Genomic DNA, 21,619 nt, shown 5'->3' with positions numbered 1-21,619 from the left:
CGATGGCAGTCGATACCGGCGACACCTTACATATCGAGCATCGGAGACGACCATGACCACGACGACCACCCCTGCGACCAACTCACGCCGCGCAACCCGCGCGGGCTGGGGCCTCACTGGACTTCTTGCGCTATTCCTGATCTTCGACGTCGTCGGCAAACTACTGAATGTGCAGCAGGTGAAAGATTCGACTGCGGAGTTGGGGCTCCGCGACGAGATGACGCCCGTCATCGGCATCGTTCTGCTTGTGTGTCTGGTGCTCTATTTGGTGCCTCGTACCGCGTTTCTCGGTGCGGTTCTGCTGACCGGATATCTCGGTGGTGCCGTCCTCACCAATTGGCGAGTGGACAAGCCGTTGTTCAGTACGGTCTTGTTCGCGGTGTACGTCGGAGTTCTTGCTTGGGGTGCGCTGTATCTGCGGGATCCGAAGGTACGTCAGGTCATGCCGATAGTGCGGTAGTGGGTGCTGCGCCTCCGTCGGGTCAGGTGGGGTTGCCGGACTCGTCGCACGGGGCCGGGTGGCCGTCGTCGATGAACTGCAGCGTCACGTTCATCTCGGTGGGTTGGATGCTGCCCGACCAATCGGAATACGGGTGGTCGAGAAACGCGACGACGACCAGCGCCGAGGCCACGAGCGCGGATACGAACGCTATCGGAACGGCCTGCACTACAGCGGATTCGCGGCGATCCGCCTGTACGCACATGTACGAGAGAATTGCCGACGCTCCGATGCCCAGCACGATCCAGAGAGGAAACGGAACCGACGGTGTTGCCTCGGCCAGTCGGTCGCGGCGACCGTCGCGGCGTTCGGCTTGCTGATCGAACCACTGTCCGTACGCCGCCTCCTGTGAGGCACCTACCGGTGTGGTGGCGGCAAAATCCTCGACCATGATGTCCACCCAGTGATTGACTGCGGGGGATGTTTCACTGCGCGCCATCGCAGACCATTCGTCCGAGACGACAGCACGGCTGTAGCAGATGAGGCCGCCGTGCAACTTTTCACCGTCGTGTCCTTCGAGGACATCGGCCACATTGTGCAGCTCCGTCACGGCGACGGCTTCGATGCTGGCTCCATTGCTCGCGCGCTGGTAACTCTGCAGTGCGAAGAAGATGGTGAACGCCAGCAGGACCGAGAACATCGTTCCGATGACCGTCAGTGCACCGGCTGCACGAGTGCTGTCGATGAACCAACCCGGATCGGGCGCTCGGGTACGGGCAGCGAGTTTGGCCGTCACGGCCAACACCACGACGAGTACGACGATCAGACCCAGTATCCAGCTCGGCACTGCGCAACTGTAAGTGAGCGCGTTCTCGCGCGTCGGTGAAATCGCGTACTCGTCGCGTGTGAGTGAATGCGATTGTCCGGACGTCATTTTGCTCCGCCCCCTGTCACTGCATCCTAGAGTTGGGTGGAAGCAGCGACCGCTGTGCGGACCGGGCCGAGGGGCGAAGCTGTGATCGCGAAGAAATCGATATTCAGCGTCATGATCGCGGCGGCCCTCGTGTCGACCGGATGTGCCGATTCCGGACCCGACACCGATCCTGCATCTACGTCCGATTCGGTGCCCTATCCCGTCGGCCCCGTCACGATGACGGCGGGAGCCGATCCCGGCAGTGGCTTCGACCTCACCATCCGTTCGGTCGTGGATGCCCTGCAGACGGAGAAGATCGTCGAAACAGCTCTGCCGGTGCAGAATCGACCCGGCGGGAGTGGTGCCGACTACCTCGCCACGATGGTCGAGGACCATCGGAGCGCCGACGATCAGCTTGCGGTGACGTCGTTGTCGATGATGGTGAACCAGGCGACCGGGGTGTCGAAATACGGCTACGACGACGTCACGATGATCGCCCGACTGATGACCGAGTACTACGTCGTCGTGACGCGTCCCGGCAGTCCTCTCACCGACCTTCGCGGAGTCATGACTGCAGTAGCGTCCAACCCATCGGGTGTCGTGGTCGGTGCGGCCCACGATGACGAGTTGCCTTTCTCCCTGCTGGTTTCGGCTGCCAGCGGCGACCCGTCTGCCGTCCGCTACGTCACCCAGGAGGGTGGCCGCGAACAGATCGCCGCACTTCTCGGTGGTGAGATCGACGTGGCTATCGGTGGCGTCAGTGAATTCGCCGATCAACTGGCATCCGGGGACCTCGACGGTATCGGCGTTCTGGCCGACAATCGGATCCCCGGTCTCGACGTTCCCACCGCACGAGAGCTGGGATTCGATGTGACACTGGCCAATTGGCGCGGACTGTACGGGCCACCGGACATGCCCGTCGACGCAGTCGAGTACTGGCGGACGGCGCTGGGGAAGATGGTGGAGACACCCACTTGGAAGCAGATCGCAGAGCGCAGCAAATTCACGACGACCTTCATGATCGGCGACGAGTTCGAAATTTTCCTGGCCGAGACCCAGAAGGATGTGGAGACCGGAGTGCAAGCGGTTCCGCGGTGAGCGCCCTGCCCTAGTGGCGCAGGTCTTTTCGCATGATCACCCGAGGGAAGCCACCCGACACCGACGTTGTTTCGACGGCGAAGTCGAAGCCCGCCGACTCGAACAGCCGGCGGGTTCCCACGTATGCCATGGTGAGATCGACTTTTCGGCCCTCGTTGTCCACCGGATACCCCTCGACCGCCGGGGCGCCATGGTCGTCCGCGAATCGAACGGCACCGTCCAACAACGCGTGTGCGATTCCTCGTTTTCGGTGGCCGGCCCTGACCCGGAAGCACCAGACCGTCCAGACCGGCAGATCGTCGACGTGCGGAATCTTGTTGGACCGCGCGAACGGCAACTCCGAGCGCGGTGCAACCCCCGCCCAGCCGACCACCTCGTCGGCGTCGTAGGCCAGTACCCCCGGCGCGACTGTTCGACGGGTCAGCTTCTTCACGTACTCGGCGCGTTCGGGGCCGACGAGTGCCCTGTTGGTCGCGGAATCGATTCGGTGGCTCAGGCACCAGCAGACCGAGGACGTCGGGTTCTTCGGGCCGAGGATTTCACGCAGATCCGCGAACGACGTGGCCGGCCGTATCGAGAAGCTCACCCGCCGACCATACCGAGCATCGATGGATGCTGCCCCGGAACAAGCACCCGGTGTCCGGACGAACCGGCCCGGAGTTTCCGCGTCTCGACCCGGTACGGTCGTGGCGTGGACACTTCGATCGTCGATGCACCCGGCGGTGCGCTGTGAGTATTTCCTCGAGCGACCGCACGTTCCTGGTCCGTGCTGTGGACTTGGCGGCGGAGGCGGTGCGGACGGGCAACGATCCGTTCGGCTCGGTGCTCGTCTCGAAGGGCGGGGAAGTGTTGGCCGAGGACAGGAATCGGGTGGGCGACCGGAACGATCCAACCCAGCACCCCGAGATCGCTCTGTCACGTTGGGCCGCTACCAATCTGAGCCCTGTTCAGCGTCGAGCGGCGACGGTCTACACCTCTGGTGAGCATTGTGTGATGTGCGCTGCGAGTCACGGAATAGTCGGGCTCGGGCGCATCGTGTACGCGACGTCCACCGCTCAATTGCTCACGTGGCTCCAGGAATTCGGCGCTGCACCACTCGCGATCACACCGTCGCCCATCGAACAGATCGTGCCGGGGATCGTGGTGGACGGGCCGGTCGCCGAGTTCGGCGATGCTGTTCGCGAACTACACCGGCAACGTCACGCGTCTGCGCAGTAGAGAGCGACAAAGAGGGGAAGGCCGTGCCGGACGGCATCGAGATCGACAACAGGCAACGTACGAGTGCGATGACAACCGCGCTCGCAGCGACCGGTGGCGGCAGCGTCCTACTGGCGTGGCTCGAGTTCGTTCTCATCCGTCAGCAGCTCGCGGTGGGATTGTGGGTCATCGCCATGGCAGTGGTGGCGATATGGCTCGTCTCGTCCGATGCCGGGAAGCCTGCAGCCGTAGGCACTTCGCTCGGTGCTGCCGCCGTCGTCACTCAGGTCGCATGGCTGGTGACGGGCTTTCACGCACTGTGGGTCTTGTGCTTGACCGCGGCGATTGCACTCGGATTCTTTCTGCTCGCGTCGGCTTGGGCGGGCCGTTCGGTGAGCTCCTCGGGTCGGGCCGGTACCCGTAGGGCGGTTGCCGTCGTACCGGCCGGTTTCGCTGCGGCGAGTGCGGTGGTGGTCTCCGCGCTGGTGATAACTACCGCAGCCAGTCCGGCACCGCTGATTCGATCGCTGCACGCGTTGGGGCAGAGCAACTCCTTCGAGTCCGACGCGCCGACAAGGACGACGGTGGTCGACGGTGCCCGTGTCACCACCGACGTCGAATACGGCTCGGCGCTACCGAATTCGTTTCTCGACATCTACATCGCGGACAACGATGCATCGATCAGCCGGCCCACGTACGTGTCGGTTCACGGTGGCGGCTGGATAGTCGGAGACAAAGCGGACGGTGCCCCCAGCACAGATTCGGGCGGTGCGTCCTGGGCCGGCCCCATGCTCGACGCCGGCTACAACGTGGTGTCGCTGAACTACGCGTTCGCGCCGCAGTACCGCTTTCCCACGCAGACAACCCAACTGGGCCAGGCCATGCGCTTTCTCGACACGAACGCCGACCGGTACGGACTCGACATGAGTCGCGTCGTGCTCGCCGGAACCAGCGCGGGTGGCCACATCGTGGGCAATTACGCCATTGTGCAGACCAACCCCGATTACGCGCGCGCACTGGGCGTCGAACCGAACCTGGACCGAAATGCCTTGAAGGCGATCGTGTTCGAAAGCGCTGCCCTCGACGTCGGGAGAGCGGGTACACCACAATCACCGAGCCCGTCGAACGGTTTCTTTTTCGACATCGCGGCCCGAAGCTACCTGGACACCACCGACACGGCGCTGCTGGCGCAGGCGAATGTCACGGACAACGCGACAGCCGACTTCCCGCCGAGTTTCATCTCCGACGGCAACACCGGCACTTTCCCGGACCAGGCAGCCGAACTGAGCGCCAAGCTGAACAGAGTGGGCGTCGCCAATCGCCTGAACCTGTACAGCAAGAACGAGGCGAGACTCGACCATGGATTCATGGCGGTGAGTTCGCAGTGGACCGATGACTACAACCGTCTCAGGATCGAGTTCCTGCGAGACTTCGTCTGATCCTTCACCGAGGGATGGATCCTGGAGGCGTGCAATCAGTTTTTCGGGACGGGGTCTTGCGGTGAGCTTTGCGATCGGCCCGGGTCGAAGCAGTGACATCGACACTCGACCACTCGGTAGCCCTCGGGCGGCCGCTCAGTTCTGGGGAGCCTCGTCGGTCGGAGGATGCGGCACGTTCTCTTCGTCCACGTGCGCGCCTTCGACTGCATCGGTCTCGGCGGTGTGGTCACGCGGACCGTCATTGCTGCCGTGGGACGGTACTGCTTCGCTTGCATCGCTGGGCATCGTCATGGAATCTCCTAGTGGTCGAGGCGACCGGTCGCCGGTATCAGGACCTCCTGGGAGTGCCCCGCTGGACACAGAACTACACCCGGTCAGGCTTCAACGCGTCGGCGAGCATGTGCATCGCTGCCGTGGTGGACAGCGCACGCACACTTGCCCGGTCGCCGGGGAGATGAAGCGTGCGGGTCGAGGTCGGTCGGCCGACAGCGGCAATGGCGAAGCAGACGGTGCCGACCGGTTTGAGTTCCGTGCCGCCGCCCGGTCCTGCGATTCCGCTGGTGGATACAGCGATGTCGACGCCCAGTCGGGTCCGTGCGCCCTCTGCCATCGAAGCCGCGACCGGTTCGCTGACGGCTCCGTGTTGTTCGATGGTCTCCGCGGGAACGTCGAGCAGGCCGATCTTCGCTTCGTTCGCGTACGACACCACAGCGCCGATCACATACGCAGACGAGCCTGCGCGGTCGGTGAGCCGGGCCGCGATCATGCCTCCGGTGCAGGATTCCGCAGTGGCGATTGTTCGGCCGGTCAGTCGGTCGGCCACGATGTCGTCGATGGTGGATCCGTCGGTCGAGAAGACTTGTGCACCATGGTGTTCGTCGATGAGGCCGACGAGGTCGGAGTATGCGGTTGCTGCCGATTCCGCATAGCGGGTCACCATCTCGAGCTCACCGAGACTCAAGCAGGTGGTGATTTCGAGTGCGTCGAATCCTGGGATGGCACGTTCTGCCGTCCGCAATGTTGCGGCGAGATCGGCTTCGGACAGCCTGTATGCGCGAATGGTGTCCTGGCGGATCTGCGCGCGCCGAGACAAGACCTGGGCTATGGGCGCGCACGCGAGTGCCTCCGTCCACATCGCTTGTAGTTCGCGAGGAGGACCGGGCAAGATCAGCACTGCGGGAAGCGTCCCAGAATCGTTCGCTGATATCGCCACGCCAGGCGCAGTCCCGGTTGGCGAAATAGATTGCGCACCTTCGGGAACCATGGCTTGCTTGCGAATTCCCGCCTTCAGCGGCTCGGAGTCGACCGCGGAGCTGAGCCGGCTGCGCCACCGCTCGACGATCTCGGAGATTCGCTTCTCGAGCTGAACGTCGAGGTGCATTTCTCGGCCGTACAACGCAGCGACTGTCGCCACCGTGAGATCGTCGGCGGTCGGACCGAGGCCTCCGGTGGTGACGATCAGATCGACGCGCTGATCCGCGAGAAATCGCAGTTGTGCCGTCAGGTCATCGGGTCGGTCGCCACAGATCGTGATGTGTGCGACGTCGACGCCCAGCTCGAGGAGTTGCTGGGCTACCCACGGGCCGTTTCGGTCGGCAACCCGACCGGCCAGCACTTCGGTTCCTGTGACCACTACACCCGCTCGCACAGTCATTCCTCGACCTTACTGTCCCGGGGTTCGAGCGGAGCTGCGGTGGCCGCTCTTCGTCGCATGACGTCAGTGGGTGCGCGAGGTGGTGGACACCAGCAGTGCACGCGCGGGTTCGTCGCCGAGTGCGCGGACGGAGTGAGCGTTGAGCGACGGGAAGTGCAGCGCATCTCCGGTTTCGAGTCGAACACTGTCGTTTCCGATGGTGACCTCCACCGAGCCGTCCAGTATGTAGAGCCATTCCTCGCCGGCGTGGTGGGCAGTCGGGGCATCCGAGGCGGGCGGGATGGTCAACAGAACGGCATCGATACCGGGGTAGTTGCCGGACAGGGGAGTCATCGCTCCGTTGGCAGAACCGTGGCGACGCTGCTCTGCGGCTCTCACCAGGTGAAACGCGAGAGTCGGCTCCTCGGCGACGAGTTCGCTCAACGTCACTTGGAACACGCGTGCAAGTTCGATCAACGTGCCCACCGACGACTGCCGACTCCCTGACTCGATGCGCGAGAGTTGCGTGGTCGACAGGCCGACCCGCTCCCCGAGGGCGGCCAGTGTCCAACCCCGTTCGCGCCGAAGACTCGCGATCCTGCGTCCGATCCAGTTCTCGTCACTCGGATGGCCCGGCATGGAAGAAATGGTACGCACACCGACAACAGAATATTGCCCTGTGGGTCATACAAATCGCCTATGGGGTTGATTTGTCGGCACCCGCCTGCGATGGTCGATCACGGGCGATGGCAATTCGAGGAGGGGAGCACCGGTGACCGATACCGGCTCGGAACATCCGTCCGGCAGCCCGGAGGGTTCCGGTCGAACTGCTCTCGCCGTGGTAGGAACGGGTGCCGCTGTGGCAGCAATCGTTCTGCTCGGCCTCGATCTGCGCTTGGTGTTCGGGAGTGCGTCGGCGGTGCTCGCCGAAATTCGGCAGTCCTACGCTCTGGGGTCCGGTTCGGCCGCACTACTGACCACAGGGCCGGTCCTGTGCCTGGGTGTTTTTGCCGTCGCCGCGACTCGGACGGTTCGGCGATGGACCGTACCCGTCGTGCTGACCGGATGCCTGATGCTGATTCTCGTCGGAACAGCGCTGCGGGGCGCGCCTTTGTGGCCGGCGCTGATAATCGGAACTCTGCTCGCCGGGATGGGCATCGCAGTTGCGAACGTTCTCGGTCCGGTGTTGATCCGACTTCTTTTCCCACACCGAATCGGACTGATGACGGGCTTGTTCACGGCACTGGTCAGTGCCAGCGCAGGAATCGCCTCGGGAGCCACGATTCCGATCGACTCGTCGGTATTCCACAACTGGCGAACGACTCTCATGGTCTGGGCCGTACCGTCCGCCGCCGCGCTGGGGGCCATGGCACTTCTCGCGTGGCGGTATCGCCACGTCGACCGGACGACGACCTCAACGGACCGATCTGCCGAACCGAAGTGGCAGACCGCTGTTCTGCGATCATCTGTCGCCTGGGCTGTCACCGGATTCATGGGACTGCAATCGCTGCTCGCGTATTCGATGATTGCGTGGCTCCCCACGATCTACCGGGATCGCGGGCTCAGTGCCGAGAATGCGGGACTGCTGCTGACTGCGCTGTCGGTGTCGAGCATCGCCACGGCGCTGACCGTCCCCGTACTCGCCGCCCGTATCCGTCGGCAGAGTGTGCTCGCAATCGCTGTCGTCGCATTGTCCGTCGTCGGACTGATCGGTGTTCTGGCAGGCAGTATCGAGCTGGCTCCAATGTGGGCGATTCTGCTCGGACTCGGTCAGGGAGGGCAACTTTCGCTCGCTCTGACGCTGATCAATCTACGAGCTCCGAATACAGCGACGGCAACGAGCCTGTCGACCATGGCGCAATCGATCGGCTACCTCGTTGCCGCAGCGGGACCCGTCGTGGCGGGTGCGATCCACAGCTCGACCGGCTCGTGGACTGCGCCCCTACTCGCATTACTGGCGGTCATGGTTCCGCTGACACTGTGCGGATGGATGGCCGGGCGAGATTCGCCGGTGACGTTCGTCCAACCCTGATGGTGGCCTATGTTGATCTCGATGCGTATTGCAGTGGTGGAAGACGACGACGGAGTCGGTGATGCGTTGGTGGACGCGTTGACCGAGGTGGGTCATACGCCTGTCCGCATGCGCCGCGGTGCCGACGTGTTACTCGGCTATCACGAGATGGACGTTGTACTACTGGATCTCGGGCTACCGGACATGGATGGCCTCGAAGTCCTTCGGAAGCTACGGACCCTGAGTTCGGTTCCGGTGGTGGTGCTCACCGCGCGCGACGACGAGCGGTCGGTGGTGCGGGCTCTGCGCACCGGCGCGGACGACTACGTGGTCAAGCCGGCTCGGTTGGGGGAGTTGCATGCCAGGCTCGAGGTCGCGGCGCGTCGTCGGCGCGCGGCGAGCGATGCCGGCGCAGACAGGGTGGTGCTCGGCGACATCGTTGTCGACCTCATCAGACGAGGGGTCGAAGTAGACGGACGAGACATCGCACTGACCACCAAGGAGTTCGACCTTCTGGCTCATCTGGTGACTCGACGCGGCGAAGCGGTGAGCCGGGAACAGTTGATGGACGCCATCTGGGGTGACGCGTACGTCGCGATTTCGCGGACGCTGGATGTGCACATGACGGCCTTGCGATCCAAGCTCGATCGGCCGGGCACCATCGTCACCATCCGCGGCTTCGGCTACCGCTGGGACAGCTGACGTGCGCCTGCGTGTACTGATGGTGCTGATGATCTACTCGACTGTCGTCGTGCTGGCGTTGGCGGTGCCGTTGGCAGTGTTGGTGGGCAGGGAGCGGGCCCAGAGATTCACCGAGAACAGGACAGCCGCCGCAACGTTTTTCGCCGATCTGGGTTCGCGAGAGGACCGGTCCGGGATTCCTCGCCTTCAGGAGTCTGTCGATCGTTACAGCAATTTGTACGACGAGGGAATTGCCGTCGTCGACCGCAACGGTCAGGCGCGTGCACTGTCCGGTCTGGACTTCGACCGCGCCGACGTCCAGCAGGCCATCGCGGGAGCGTTGCGAAATCAGCGGGGTGACCTACCGTCGAGTCTGTCGCCGTGGTCGCAGTCGACGGCGTTGATCACTGCCCCGGTCGGCGGGGGAACTCAGGTGGACGGCGCGGTGGTCCTCGAGGCGTCCACTACCTCCGCCCGTCGGGATGTCGGTACTGCCTGGATAGTGATCGCCGGCGGAGCTCTCCTGATTCTCGCAACGGTGGCGGTGATCGCTGTTGCGTTGTCACGCTGGGTTGTTCGGCCACTGACCGCACTGTCGTCGCGCGTTCACTCGTTCGGCGGCAAGTTCCACGATCGGTTACCGATCGGCGAGGCCCCGACGCCGGAGCCGGCCGCATACGATGGGCCACCGGAAGTACGCGAACTGTCCCGGGCGTTCGACGCCATGGCCGACGATGTCGAGGCAGCAACCGCTGCGCAGCGCAGGTTGGTGGCAGATACTGCTCATGCGCTGCGTAACCCGTTGGCTGCGTTGAGAATTCGAAACGATGTGCTCGGAATGCGCGTACCCGAGTCGGCGACCGAAGCGCACCGTCGGACCACCCTCGAAGTCGACCGCCTCAGTGCCGTCGTCGAAGACCTGCTCGTCCTCGCTGCCGCCGAAACCCCGTCCAGCACCCGATCGACGGGGTGCGACTCGGGCGCTGTCATTGCGGATCGGGTGGAGTTCTGGTCGAGTGCAGTGGTTTCGGCAGGAATGAGTGTCCACGTCACGACGTGGGAGTCCGAGGAGGACGGCCGAGTGACGATGCCCGGGGACGACCTGACTCGAATCTTCGATGCCCTTTTGAGCAATGCAACCAAGTACGCAGGGGCCGGTTCGGACATCGAGATCGGGCGTCGGACATCGGACGCCGACATCACGATGTGGGTGTCCGATACCGGGCCCGGCGTTCCTGTCGACGAGCTGCCGAAGGTCGCCGATCGATTCTTTCGGGCGTCGACTGCTCGCGGGGACGGAACCGGCCTCGGTCTGTCCATCGTCCGTGCGCTCGCCGAGCGAGCGGGCGGATCCATCCGGGTCGAGGCGCGTCGACCGTCTGGACTGCGTGTCGAGATTCGGCTACCGAGGGTCGTTTCCTAAGGGAGTGTTAGGAATCGTGAAACAGCTTGGTTTCGGGCTGTGCTTGCCGTCACAGTAGGGGGACTTCGGTTGCCGATTGCCAGCCGGCAGCCCACCGCCCGCTGAATGTGGAAGGACCAGAGCATGGCCAACGAGGCCACTTCGATCACCGGTTCGCCGCGATCGACCCCACCCATCTCGTCTCCCGCCGCCACTCGTCGCGCCGTGTACAACACGTTGCGTGGGTCGTCGGGCAACCTCGTCGAGTGGTACGACGTCTACGTCTACACCGTCTTCGCGACCTATTTCGAGAACCAATTCTTCGACTCGGCAGACAAGAACTCGACGATCTACGTCTACGGCATCTTCGCGGTCACCTTCCTGATGCGTCCGGTCGGTTCGTGGTTCTTCGGACGCTACGCAGACCGACGAGGCCGTCGTGCCGCGTTGACGTTCAGTGTCTCGATGATGGCGGCCTGCTCGATGGTCATCGCGTTCACCCCCGGGCGGGAGAGCATCGGCGTGTGGGCCGCCGTCATCCTCATCCTGTGCCGTCTGGTGCAGGGCTTCGCCACCGGCGGTGAGTACGGGGCGTCGGCCACCTACATGTCCGAGGCCGCCACCCGTGAGCGTCGCGGTTTCTTCTCCTCGTTCCAGTACGTCACGCTGATCGGCGGACACGTTCTGGCGCAGGTGACGCTGTTGCTGATGCAGGTCTTCTTCGAGCGGGAACAGATCGAGGACTTCGGTTGGCGGATCGCGTTCTTCATCGGTGGCGTCGCCGCAGTGGTCGTCTTCTGGCTGCGCCGCAGCATGGACGAGTCGCTGACCAAGGATCAGCTCGAGGCCGTGCGCAGCGGAGCCGATCGATCTTCGGGATCCATGAAAGAGCTGGTCACCAAGCATTGGCGCGCCCTGCTGGTCTGCTTCATGGTGACCGCTGGTGGCACCATCGCGTTCTACACCTACAGCGTCAACGCACCCTCGATGATCAAGGCGGCGTACGAGGACCGCGGAATGACCGGAACGTGGATCAACCTGTTCGGGCTGGTTTTCCTCATGCTGCTGCAGCCCATCGGCGGGTTGATCAGTGACAAGGTCGGTCGCAAGCCGCTGCTCGTCTTCTTCGGCGTCGGCGGGGTGCTGTACACCTACGTACTCATCACGTATCTGCCGTCCGCCACGTCGGTGGTGCAGTCCTTGGCGCTGGTCTGCGTGGGTTACGTCATTCTCACCGGTTACACCTCGATCAATGCGATCGTCAAAGCCGAACTGTTTCCCTCGCACATCCGTGCCCTCGGCGTCGGTTTGGGATACGCGCTCGCGAACTCTGCCTTCGGCGGTACCGCCCCGTTGATCTACCAGGCCGCGAAGAACGGCGGGCACGTCGGCTGGTTCATCCTCTACGTCACGATCGTCATCGCCATCTCGCTCTTGGTGTACATCTTCGTTCTGCGGAACAAGACAGAGACCGTGCTGGACCGGGAGCAGGGGCGAGCGTTCGAGCAGTCCACCACGTCATAGGGTGACTGACATGAATCCGCCCGCAGCGTTGTTCTCTCGGAGGACGGCGTTGCGGGCGGGTCTTGTTTCCTTGACGGCTGCCGCGCTGGGTGCGTGCACATCGGAGTTGCCGACCCAGTTGCGTCTCGCCGCCGGCGAGGTCGGCGGCTTCTTCTGGGGGTTCGCAGGCTTGTTGGCCGACGGTGCCGCAGACGCCGGTGCTGCGGATATCGTTCCGCTGACGTCGGCCGGCTCCATCGACAACCTCGAAGCCCTCGGCACCGGACGGGCCGAGTTGGCGCTGACTCTCATCGACGCGGCGTACAGCCATCCGAGTGCAGCTCTCGCGGCGGTCGGGTGCGTGTACGAGAACTACTTTCAGGTCGCGGTACGAGCGGACTCCGCCATCCGGACCGCAGGAGATCTGCGGGGTCGCCGGGTGAGTATCGGAGCCGCGGGGTCCGGTGCGACCATGGTGTCGCAACGTGTCCTCGACGCGGTGGGTGTATCTGGGCCAGCTGCAGTCGAGCAGGTGCAGTTGCCGATGAGCGCGGCATCGGATGCGTTGGCCGACAACGAGATCGACGCAGTGATGTGGGCGGGTGGATTGCCGACCCCGGCGTTCGCCGAGCCTCGAGTCGCGATCCGCTTGCTCGATCTGGGAGCCGTCGTCGCTGATCTGCGCCGCGAATTCGGTACTGCCTACGAGGCGGTGCTCGTTCCGGCGAACGTGTACGGCGAGCACCCCGAGGTGACGACCGTCGGGATTCCGAACGTGCTCCTGGCACACCCCGAGGTGCCCGACGCCGTTGTCTCGAAACTGGTGGGCGTGCTGCTGGATCGATCGTCCGCACTGGTTCCAGGGCAGGCGGTCGGCAGTCAATTCCTCGACGCCCGCTCGCTCGTCATGACCGGCAGCATCCCCCTGCATCCCGGGGCCGAACAGGAATACCGAAGACGGCACGGGTGAACCGGCTCAACGTGGACTAACGCGCGATCGACTCCACTCGCGCCTCGAAATCGAATCTGTTGATCGCGCCCAACCCGGTTGCCTCCTCGGTACCGATCAACGAGGCCATCGCCGAACCCGCATCGGCCGATACTCGACCGACTCCGGCCTGTGCCGTCGGGTGGTGTACCGACAGCCGCAGAACCTTTGTGCCGCTCCCGGCTTCGTTCCAGATGCTGACCTTGTCGAGCGGCGAGGGCAACTGTGGCAGTGGTGCCTGATCGACGATGCGGACGGATCCCCCCCTCGGAGATCCCGCCGGCGGCGTCGGCGGTAGCGCCTACTCCCGGCAGATACGCGATGTCGAAACCGGCTCCGTGCATCAGGTCGTAGACCTTTCGGTTGTCGGTCACCTGTTCGACGGCATAGAAATGGTAACCCGAGGCGGCGTCGTGGCGGTCGACCGACAGAACTCGCTCGCCGAAGGCGAACGGTCCGTCGAAGGGGACCCCGTCGATAGTGCCGCTCTGGCATGTCTCGACACCCATGAGCAACGATGAACTGCCGGGTACTCCAGGGCCTCCAGGAAGTCCGAAGAAGCTCGACGAGGTGTACCCGTCGGGCAGTTCAGCGTCGGCGTTGGCCGGCGGCACCGAGACGATGGCCGACACTTCGACGCAATCTCGGGCGTAGAACCCGCCGATGTCGGTCGGCTCTGCCGCGCCCGCGGTGGGGGTCACCCCCACACTCAGCAGAAGGGCAAACCCGGTGGCCAGTGACAGTCGGCGGTAGCGAATCGAACTATGTTGCACAGCAGTGCCTTTCCGGGACAGTGGTGGAATCAGTTCAGGGCGACGAGTTCATGCAGGGTTCTGCCCGTGCGAACATCGGTGACACCGTCTCGGACCACTGTGAGCTCGAATGTGGAATCGAATCGGAAGTAGCCCGGATGGCCGACGAGTCGGTACAACAGCGGGCGAAACACCTTGTGCCCAGCGATCGGCACGTCGTCCAGTAGGTCGTGCGCGTGCACCACGTTCTCGACGGTGAGTATCAACTTGACGACGCCGGGGATCTCGATCTTCAGCCATTCCGGATACTCGCGGTTGGCAATCGCGTTGTACTTCATCGGCCCTTCGGAGACCTCCGCCTCACCCGAGCTGAGAATGACCTCGCCCTTGTACGCCAGCATCATCGGCCGGCTCTCATGCGCATCGAGGCGTTCCTGCGTCTTCACCAGTGCGTAGAGCAGCGAGTAGTCGTCGTCGTACAGGCGTCCCCAGTGCCAGCGATCGATGACGCTCTTCATATCGCCTGCACCCCAGTTGTGGTCGGCGTATCCCCTGCCGGACACAGCTTTCGTCCTTGCTCCGATCGTGATCGACCCCTCGACACGTGCACGTGGAGCAGCGACGACCCAGCCGAACACATCGGTTTCGCCGAACAAGGTTTCGCCCTCGCCGGGCATCCAGCTGGGTAGCTCGTTGTGGAACCGTAGATCGAACGTGACGTCCTCTTCCGAGAGCGACAGATGATGAATGGGCAGACTGTCCGGAGGAAACTCGGCCCAGGCGTGATTGGGGCCGACCCGAACATCGCACTGAGACATCGACGCCGAGGACTCCTTCTTCGAGTACCGCTTGAAGATCTGACGGCGGGTTCCATCCGGTGCGTAGATCAGGATCTCCACGCTCGGCTTGGCCACCATTGCCGGCTCCTCCGGCCGGCGCAGGTTGAGGAAGCCGATGATGGTGTGTCCGTCGTCGAGATGGGCATCGAAGTACCAGTGCTCGAAGCCTGTTCGGCTGCCCGGCACGGGGTGCGCACCGTTGTGTCTGGGCAGAACTGTGGTCAGGGCGGCGTCGGTCCTGCCGGGGCCGTTCCAGGTCTCTACGATTTCGGTCGATGTCATCTCTAGTTCTCCGCTTCGTTTGCTGGTTTCAGGCATCACAGGCCGTCGAAGCCGATGTGTACTGTTTTTTCCTCGGTGTCGCCTTCGAGTCCGGATCGGCCGAGTTCGCGGCCGATGCCGCTCCCTGCTCTGCCGCCCCAGGGCAGTGCCGGATCCGGCACACCCCATCCGTTGACCCAGACCGTTCCCACCCGAAGCTTCTCGACGACGGAATGGACACGGGAGATGTTCTGCGAGTAAACCATTGCGTTGAGTCCGTACCGAGTGTCGTTGGCTATCCGAATTGCCTCGTCGGTGGTGCGGAAGCTGATCACTGTGGCAACCGGGCCGAAGATCTCGTCACGGGCGATGGTGAGGTCGTTGGTACCGCGGAATACCGTGGGCTGTGCGTAGATTCCCGTACTGCGTTCGCGCTTACCGCCGTAGATCAGCTGTGCGCCCTCGGATATGCCGGAGTCGATGTACCCCTCGATGCGGGCGAGCTGCTTCGCGTTGACGATGGTCCCCATGGTGGACCGGTTGTCGAAGGGATCCCCGACCACAGCGCTCTCTGCTGCTGCAACGAGTCCGTCGACAACCTGATCGACGACGGATTCGTGCGCCAGCACTCGCGTCCCGGCAGCACACACCTGACCCTGATGGTAGAAGTTGCCCATTGCGATCCAGGGCATCGCAGCGTCGAGGTCCGCGTCCTCGAAGATCAGCTGGGGTGCCTTGCCTCCGAGTTCGAGAACGAGCTTGCGAAAGCTGCCGCCCGCGAAGCTCTGAATCGATTGTCCCACAGCGGGACTGCCGGTGAACGAGACCTTGTCGACACCGGGGTGCGTGGCCAGGGTCGCACCTGCGACGGGACCGAGACCGGTGACCACGTTGATCACGCCATCGGGAATGCCCGCTGTGGTGGCGAGTTCGGCCAGTCGTAGCGTGGACAACGAGGCATCCTCGGCGGGCTTGACGACGACGGTGTTCCCGGCGGCGAGAGCCGGGGCCAGCTTCCAGGCCGCGATGAGGGCCGGGTTGTTCCAGGGGGTGATTGCGGCGACCACACCGAGCGGCTGACGGACGGTGTAGCCGAATCTGTTCTGTGGGCCGAAGTTGGGGAGGGACACGGTCGAGCCGGAGATCTTGTCTGCCCACCCGGCGAAGTGCCGGAACACCTCGGCGGCACAGGGAATGTCACCGCCGACGGAGTCGCGAAAGAGCTTGCCCATCTCGACGGCTTCGAGCGCGGCAAGTGTCTCGGCGTTGGCTTCGATGAGTACTGCCAGTCGGTTGAGAGCTCTACCTCGTTCGGCTCCACTGGTCCGCGACCATTCGCCGTGCTCGAACTGCTCGCGCGCAGAGCGAACCGCCGCATCCACGTCCTCCTGGCCGGCCGCGGCGATCTGGGCGACCACCTCGCCGGTGGCAGGATTGGTCGAGGTGTACGTGGCACCGTCGGCCGCGGCGATACGTGCGCCACCGATGCGAAGCAGTGGCTCGGGTAGATCGAATTCAGGTCGGGTGATGTCGGCTGTGGTCATCGTGGATCTCCTCTGGATGCGGAATCTCGGGGAACGAAATGTCGTTGCAAGCCGCTCCACGAAGAGTCGTAGTCCGGCTGACGGTGCCCAGCACTGTGCGCGAAGTCCGTCGTGATCAGCGGAAGCCGGGTCTCGAACATGAAGGCCAATGAGCCGTCGAACTTCTGGGGCACCAGCTCTGCATTCGACGCGGTGGTGAATGTTTCGAGGTCGGGCCCGTGGGCTCCCCACATGTTGTGCAGGCTCGCCCCACCGGGGACGAAACCTTCGGCCTTGGAATCATGTTGCCCTCGAACGAGTCCCATGAACTCGGTCATGATGTTGCGGTGGAAGTGGGGAGGCCGGAACGAATGTTCGGCGACGTTCCATCGCGGGGGAAAGATGGCGAGGTCGACATTCGCCTGGCCGGGTCGCTCCGACGGCGAGGTCAGAACGGTGAAGATGGATGGGTCGGGGTGATCCCACCCGACGGTGCCCATGGCGTTGAAACGGTCGGTGTCGTATTTGTACGCACTGTGTGTGCCGTGCCAGGCCACGACGTCCAAGGGGGAGTGGTCGTATTCCGCTGCCCAGAGTTGGCCGCCGAACTTCTGGACCACCTGCACGGTGTCTGCGCGATCCTCGAACGCGGCAACCGGATACGAGAAGTCACGGGCATGCGCCAGGCCGTTGGATCCGATGGGGCCCAGTTCGGGCAGGGTGAAGTAGGACCCGTAGTTCTCGCAGACGTACCCGGAGGCAGAATCCGCGTGCAGTGACACCCGAAACTTCACTGCACGACCGATCACGGCGATCTCGCCGGGCATGACGTCGAGGAGTCCGAACTCGGTGTGCACACGTATTCCACCCGATTGCGGAACGACGAGCAGTTCACCGTCGAGGTCGGCGAAGTACCGGTCGGTCATCGACTGTGTCGCGTGGTACATGTGCACGGCGATTCCGTTGCGCTCGAGCACATTACCGTTCGCTGCCATGGTGTACATGCTGTCCAGGAAGTCCTCGTCCGGCCACGGGGTGTCCAGCGGATTCCAGCGCAGACGATTGACGTCGAGTACGCCGTCGACCAAGGGAGCGGATCGGAAGTGGCGGTTGTCGATGCGCTCGAACCTCGGGTGCCGTGCCGATGGGTCGATGCGGTAGACCCAACTGCGCCGATTGATTTCGCGCGGCTCGGTGAACGCGGTTCCCGAGAGCTGCTCGGCATAGAGGCCGTAGGGCGCTCGCTGCGGGGAGTTCTGACCCCACGGCAGGGCACCGGCGATCGCCTCGGAATGATGTTCGTTCCCGAATCCGGTCTGATATTGGAGGTTCTCGGTCATCGGCGCAATGCTCCCTGGGCATCGAATTCGACCTCTCGGCCGTCCATTTGGGCACGAAGCCAGCTGCGGCGGTGCGCGTCGGCAATTCGTTCCATTCTCGGTGCGACCCCGGGAACGATTCGGCGAACGAGCTCGAGCGCGGTGATGAGAGGGAATCGCGCGAGCACGATCAGAATCCATGGGAACGCCGAAGGCATGTCGTATTTCGCACGCGTCGCCGGGCCCATGAACAGCGTGGTGTACGCGCCGTAGATGCCGTAATTGTACCGAGCTCGAAAGCGCGCCAATCCCTTCTGGTGCGGCCTGGGCGCAAAGCTGGCGGGAAACGATTCGATGAGTTCCTTGCCGTGTACCCCGGCGTCGTAACTGCGTGCTGCCGAGACCATGGCCGTCATGCGCAGTGAGTCGGCGATGGTGGTCGGGAAGTTGTCCACGTTCACCCCGAGCAGATGACCCATGAACTTCTGAAAATGCAGCAGCGCGCGAATCTCGGTGGGTGTGGTCTGCAGCCCGACGAGTCGCAGGGCCAACGCGGGTACGGTGCTGCCACCGAGCAGCGTCAGCATCTGATAGCCCTGGCTGATGGGGTAGCCCCACTTCTCGGTGTGCCATTCGGGATGCCCGTCGATGCGGCGTCTTACTGCAACGTGCATCACCCGCACCTTCATCGCGGTTGCGCGGCCGGTCGATCCGATGCTCAGCAGTGCCCCCGGCTCCGACGTGTCGACCCAGAACTGGCAGGTTTCCAGAAATCGACGTAGTGCGTTGTCGCCTGCGTAGCCGCCGGCGAGGGACAGCGGTGTCGCAACGGCGGCCTCGGTGTACATCTCGAGGGTGATGCCGCCCGCAACAGCGAACAACATCGTGCCCCAGCGCCGCCAGATGGCAGCGCCCTGTTCGACGAGCTCCGGCCGCACCCACTCCGGCAGCGTCTCGAACTCGTCGAAGAGAACACGCATGCTGGCCGGTACGTCGTCGAGTGCGTCGATGCCCTCCACCAACGCTCGGTCGAGAAGTGCGCGCCCGGCCTTCGGATCAGAAGCGAACACCTCGTCGACGAAGTTCTCGGCGACGGGGTCTCCGTGGAACAGGCTGTCGCAGAAGTCGGCGGCGAGGTCGTCGGACGGAAAGAGCGACGTGCCGAACAGCTTTCGCACCGTCGATTCGACTCGGGCGAGACGCGGGTTCTTCCGATGCTCCCAGTAGGTGAAGGCGGTCGGTACGCGTCCGGTGTCCGCGGTGAGGGTCATACGTTCTTCTCCATCCAGGTGCCGCATTCGTCGGTGACGGTGCCGACTCCGTGGGGTTGGTCGACGAGATAGTGATTGAGTTCGGGCAGCTCGACGAGTGTCGAGTCTGGACTGGCGTCGTGCATCGAGCGGGAATCTCCGGCGAAGGCTGCTTGATCGCCGAGCAGCGAGACGATCAGCGTCGGTGCATCGATCCTCGGTAGATTCTTCAGGGCGTCGGCTCCGGTGTGATCCGAGCTCCAGGTACTCAGCCAACTGCGTACCGACACGAATCGTGCGAGCCCGCCGGCAGCGGTGTTGGCGCGCTGGGGATCTCCGTACATACTTCCCGGTTGCCGGTCGCTTGGATCGAGCGTGAGGTCGACGAATCGAGGGTCTGCGACCGTACGGTGGACCACGAATGCGTGATCCGACGCGCCCCGGACCGACACGGTGTCGAGTTCGCGGATTGCCCAGTCGTCGATTCTTCTGATGCGTTCGAGCTGCGCCGCGCGGTACTGCTCGACCCAGTTCCGATCGAGGGGAATGTTGCGATCGGGACTGTACAGATCGAGCTCTGGGTCGGTGGAGAACGGATCGTTCTCGTCGGTGACCGCGGGGTCGATCCAGTGCCGCAGTACGCGCGCCCGCCCGGAGTGAGCTCCGACGAGCATCAGTGCATCGGCCGGGACCAGCGCGGGGCCGTCGACCTCGACGGTCGGCGACTCCGCCTGCTCCTGGTAGTAGGTCGACAGCGAGCCGCCGCCACTGAACCCGAGAAGAACGACCTTCTCGAAGCCGAGTTCGTTCTTCATCCAGCGAACACCGGATCCGACATCGGCGATCGCGCGTTCCATCAACAGTGCCGGTTCGTTGGAGCTGTACCGCGTGTTCAGTCCCATGATCGGCAGACCTGCCTCGGCGAAGCCGCGAAGTAGGAAGTGCGACAGGAAGTCCGAGGTGGGATGTGCGAGAAGGATTCCGACACTGCGGTCGTGGTGCTGCGGGGCAACGAGATTGGCGTGCAGCGTGGGGTAGTGCCGGGACAGGCCCGAGTGCATTTCCACCCGGCCGTCTCGGGCTGGTTCGTATTGGATTCTCTGGAAATTGTCGACGATCACTTGAGGGTCCGCCTCCTAGGACGAATGCGATCCGAGTCACAGGAACGTACCATACTTCGAGGTATGGACAAGTCCCGTTCTTTTCGTTCATTCGGCTGCGAACCGTCCATACCGTGTAGTACGGTCGGTTGGTTCTGGACTGAGAGAGTGATATCGATGAGTGAGCGAGAAGCAGTGCTGGAGAGCGCATCCGAATCGACCGAGGATGCGCCGGACGTCGATGACATCGCTATCGACAAGGACGAATCGAACGATGAACCCAGGCGTCCGCTGCGGCTGCGTCGCAGTCTGATCGGGGTCGCTGTGCTCGGGGTCGTGGCGCTCGGCGCGAGCAGTGCACTGCTGCTGCATCAGCATCAGAAGTTGGCTGCTGCACAGGACCTTCAGCAGCGCTATCTGCAGGTTGCCCGCCAGAGCGTGCTCGATCTGACCACGATCTCCGCGTCGACCGTCGACGACGATGTCGCGCGAGTTCTGGAGCGTTCGACCGGCACGTTTCGCGACCAGTTCGGCGAGCGAGCAGATGATTTCGTATCGGTGGTGCAGCAAGCCGATGTGCAGGCGACGGGGTCCATCACCGAAGCGGGAATCGAGAACGCCGACGACCGCACAGCGAGTGTTCTCGTGGCAGCGACGTCGAGTGTCACCAATTCGTCCGGCGCGCAGGAAGAACCGCGAGTGTGGAGACTGCGAGTGACCCTCGACAACGCCGGCGAGTCGATCTTGGTCTCCGATGTGGAGTTCGTCCCGTGATCCACCATCGGCTACTGGTAGCGGGCCTGTCGGTGCTGCTCGTCGGCGCCGGCGCATCCACGGCCTCGCTCTACGTGATGAATCGAGCCGACGAAGAGCAGCAGCAGGTGCGCTCGGCGATCAGCGACGCGGCCGACGACGGTGCCGTCGCGGTCCTGTCCTACCGCGCCGAGTCGGTCGACGCCGACATCGAGCATGCCGCGTCCTTCCTCACCGGCGATTTCCTGAACTACTACAGCGCATTCGGTGCCGAGTCCATCGCTCCGGCCGCGAAAGATCGCGGAATCACCTCGAGTGCAACGGTATCGGCCAGTTCAGTGGTGTCATCGTCGGAAGACTCGGCGGTGGCACTGGTGTTCGTGAACCAGAACATCACCTCCACCGACGCACCGGATCCGAAGGCCGCATCGAGCAGCCTCCGGATCGAACTCACCCAGGTCGACGGCCGGTGGTTGATCTCCACACTCGATCCGATCTGACTCCGAGGACGTCGTGGG

Annotated in this window: 24 protein-coding genes; 13 read left to right on the top strand and 11 right to left on the bottom strand. The window is 63.7% G+C overall.

Annotated elements, in window-relative coordinates; all coding sequences use genetic code 11:
- Positions 1–52 precede the first annotated feature (52 nt).
- Entirely contained in the window at positions 53–460 is a 408-nt protein-coding gene (locus CH305_RS00390) for a DoxX family protein (RefSeq protein ID WP_032404162.1), read from the top strand.
- A gap of 22 nt (positions 461–482) precedes the next feature.
- On the opposite strand, the gene CH305_RS00385 is transcribed toward CH305_RS00390, so the two are convergent.
- Positions 483–1,286 (bottom strand): DUF4239 domain-containing protein, encoded by an 804-nt coding sequence (locus CH305_RS00385; protein WP_094701947.1) that lies wholly within the window; start codon positions 1,284–1,286, stop codon positions 483–485.
- Positions 1,287–1,454: 168 nt separating this feature from the next.
- Here CH305_RS00385 and CH305_RS00380 point away from each other — a divergent pair, with 168 nt between their 5' ends.
- Positions 1,455–2,450: a tripartite tricarboxylate transporter substrate binding protein gene (locus CH305_RS00380; protein ID WP_256983414.1), complete on the top strand. Its 996-nt coding sequence runs from the start codon at positions 1,455–1,457 to the stop codon at positions 2,448–2,450.
- Between the two features lie 10 nt (positions 2,451–2,460).
- Here CH305_RS00380 and CH305_RS00375 read toward each other — a convergent pair whose 3' ends face one another.
- Positions 2,461–3,036: a GNAT family N-acetyltransferase gene (locus CH305_RS00375; protein ID WP_094701943.1), complete on the bottom strand. Its 576-nt coding sequence runs from the start codon at positions 3,034–3,036 to the stop codon at positions 2,461–2,463.
- 143 nt (positions 3,037–3,179) lie between these two features.
- On the opposite strand from CH305_RS00375, the gene CH305_RS00370 reads away from it, so the two are divergent.
- Positions 3,180–3,668, top strand: a complete 489-nt coding sequence (locus tag CH305_RS00370; RefSeq protein WP_094702085.1) for a nucleoside deaminase — start codon at positions 3,180–3,182, stop codon at positions 3,666–3,668.
- A gap of 68 nt (positions 3,669–3,736) precedes the next feature.
- On the top strand, positions 3,737–5,086 hold the full coding sequence (locus CH305_RS00365) for an alpha/beta hydrolase (protein WP_143545214.1): 1,350 nt from the start codon (positions 3,737–3,739) through the stop codon (positions 5,084–5,086).
- A 135-nt stretch (positions 5,087–5,221) separates the two neighbouring features.
- On the opposite strand, the gene CH305_RS28840 is transcribed toward CH305_RS00365, so the two are convergent.
- From CH305_RS28840 to CH305_RS00355, 3 genes are all read right to left on the bottom strand, one after another.
- Positions 5,222–5,377 (bottom strand): hypothetical protein, encoded by a 156-nt coding sequence (locus tag CH305_RS28840; protein ID WP_165430196.1) that lies wholly within the window; start codon positions 5,375–5,377, stop codon positions 5,222–5,224.
- A gap of 73 nt (positions 5,378–5,450) precedes the next feature.
- Positions 5,451–6,740, bottom strand: a complete 1,290-nt coding sequence (locus tag CH305_RS00360) for a competence/damage-inducible protein A (protein ID WP_094608189.1) — start codon at positions 6,738–6,740, stop codon at positions 5,451–5,453.
- Positions 6,741–6,803: 63 nt separating this feature from the next.
- Complete coding sequence (locus CH305_RS00355) at positions 6,804–7,358, bottom strand: helix-turn-helix domain-containing protein (RefSeq protein WP_094701939.1); 555 nt, start codon at positions 7,356–7,358, stop codon at positions 6,804–6,806.
- A gap of 133 nt (positions 7,359–7,491) precedes the next feature.
- On the opposite strand from CH305_RS00355, the gene CH305_RS00350 reads away from it, so the two are divergent.
- The 5 genes from CH305_RS00350 to CH305_RS00330 all read left to right on the top strand — a co-directional run bounded on the left by CH305_RS00350 (position 7,492) and on the right by CH305_RS00330 (position 13,286).
- A complete protein-coding gene (locus CH305_RS00350) occupies positions 7,492–8,751 on the top strand; it encodes an MFS transporter (RefSeq protein ID WP_179278125.1) in 1,260 nt (419 codons plus the stop codon).
- Positions 8,752–8,772: 21 nt separating this feature from the next.
- Positions 8,773–9,432 (top strand): response regulator transcription factor, encoded by a 660-nt coding sequence (locus CH305_RS00345; RefSeq protein WP_094702083.1) that lies wholly within the window; start codon positions 8,773–8,775, stop codon positions 9,430–9,432.
- Between the two features lies 1 nt (position 9,433).
- Entirely contained in the window at positions 9,434–10,834 is a 1,401-nt protein-coding gene (locus CH305_RS00340; protein WP_256983413.1) for a HAMP domain-containing sensor histidine kinase, read from the top strand.
- A gap of 123 nt (positions 10,835–10,957) precedes the next feature.
- Entirely contained in the window at positions 10,958–12,337 is a 1,380-nt protein-coding gene (locus tag CH305_RS00335; protein ID WP_094702079.1) for an MFS transporter, read from the top strand.
- Positions 12,338–12,347: 10 nt separating this feature from the next.
- Positions 12,348–13,286, top strand: a complete 939-nt coding sequence (locus CH305_RS00330; RefSeq protein WP_094702077.1) for a TAXI family TRAP transporter solute-binding subunit — start codon at positions 12,348–12,350, stop codon at positions 13,284–13,286.
- Between the two features lie 16 nt (positions 13,287–13,302).
- On the opposite strand, the gene CH305_RS00325 is transcribed toward CH305_RS00330, so the two are convergent.
- Positions 13,303–13,527 carry a hypothetical protein gene (locus CH305_RS00325; RefSeq protein WP_094701935.1) on the bottom strand — a complete coding sequence of 75 codons (225 nt, stop codon included), beginning with the start codon at positions 13,525–13,527 and terminating at the stop codon, positions 13,303–13,305.
- A gap of 25 nt (positions 13,528–13,552) precedes the next feature.
- Between CH305_RS00325 and CH305_RS00320 the strand changes: the two genes are divergently transcribed.
- On the top strand, positions 13,553–13,825 hold the full coding sequence (locus CH305_RS00320) for a hypothetical protein (protein ID WP_094701933.1): 273 nt from the start codon (positions 13,553–13,555) through the stop codon (positions 13,823–13,825).
- Complete coding sequence (locus CH305_RS28835; protein ID WP_179278124.1) at positions 13,812–13,958, top strand: hypothetical protein; 147 nt, start codon at positions 13,812–13,814, stop codon at positions 13,956–13,958. Before CH305_RS00320 ends, CH305_RS28835 begins: the two co-directional genes overlap by 14 nt.
- A gap of 148 nt (positions 13,959–14,106) precedes the next feature.
- Here the strand turns inward: CH305_RS28835 and CH305_RS00315 are convergent, their stop codons facing one another.
- The 5 genes from CH305_RS00315 to CH305_RS00295 are packed head-to-tail and all read right to left on the bottom strand — an operon-like array spanning position 14,107 to position 20,369.
- Positions 14,107–15,177: a lipocalin-like domain-containing protein gene (locus tag CH305_RS00315; protein ID WP_230592551.1), complete on the bottom strand. Its 1,071-nt coding sequence runs from the start codon at positions 15,175–15,177 to the stop codon at positions 14,107–14,109.
- Positions 15,178–15,212: 35 nt separating this feature from the next.
- Positions 15,213–16,700, bottom strand: a complete 1,488-nt coding sequence (locus CH305_RS00310; protein ID WP_094608185.1) for an aldehyde dehydrogenase family protein — start codon at positions 16,698–16,700, stop codon at positions 15,213–15,215.
- A complete protein-coding gene (hmgA, locus tag CH305_RS00305) occupies positions 16,697–18,019 on the bottom strand; it encodes a homogentisate 1,2-dioxygenase (protein WP_094608184.1) in 1,323 nt (440 codons plus the stop codon). The genes CH305_RS00310 and hmgA overlap by 4 nt, the downstream gene beginning before the upstream one ends.
- Entirely contained in the window at positions 18,016–19,269 is a 1,254-nt protein-coding gene (locus tag CH305_RS00300; protein WP_094701929.1) for an oxygenase MpaB family protein, read from the bottom strand. The genes hmgA and CH305_RS00300 overlap by 4 nt, the downstream gene beginning before the upstream one ends.
- Entirely contained in the window at positions 19,266–20,369 is a 1,104-nt protein-coding gene (locus CH305_RS00295) for an alpha/beta hydrolase (protein WP_094608182.1), read from the bottom strand. The genes CH305_RS00300 and CH305_RS00295 overlap by 4 nt, the downstream gene beginning before the upstream one ends.
- Before the next feature lie 156 nt (positions 20,370–20,525).
- Between CH305_RS00295 and CH305_RS00290 the strand changes: the two genes are divergently transcribed.
- A complete protein-coding gene (locus CH305_RS00290; protein ID WP_242640327.1) occupies positions 20,526–21,122 on the top strand; it encodes a hypothetical protein in 597 nt (198 codons plus the stop codon).
- The gene (locus CH305_RS00285; RefSeq protein WP_032404146.1) at positions 21,119–21,601 is read left to right on the top strand and encodes a hypothetical protein; all 483 of its coding nucleotides are present in this window, start codon (positions 21,119–21,121) and stop codon (positions 21,599–21,601) included. The genes CH305_RS00290 and CH305_RS00285 overlap by 4 nt, the downstream gene beginning before the upstream one ends.
- Positions 21,602–21,619: the final 18 nt, after the last annotated feature.

The sequence above is a fragment of the Rhodococcus sp. 15-649-2-2 genome (assembly GCF_002258645.1).
Classification (GTDB): domain Bacteria; phylum Actinomycetota; class Actinomycetes; order Mycobacteriales; family Mycobacteriaceae; genus Rhodococcoides.
This window is presented reverse-complemented; position numbering and strand designations above follow the sequence as displayed.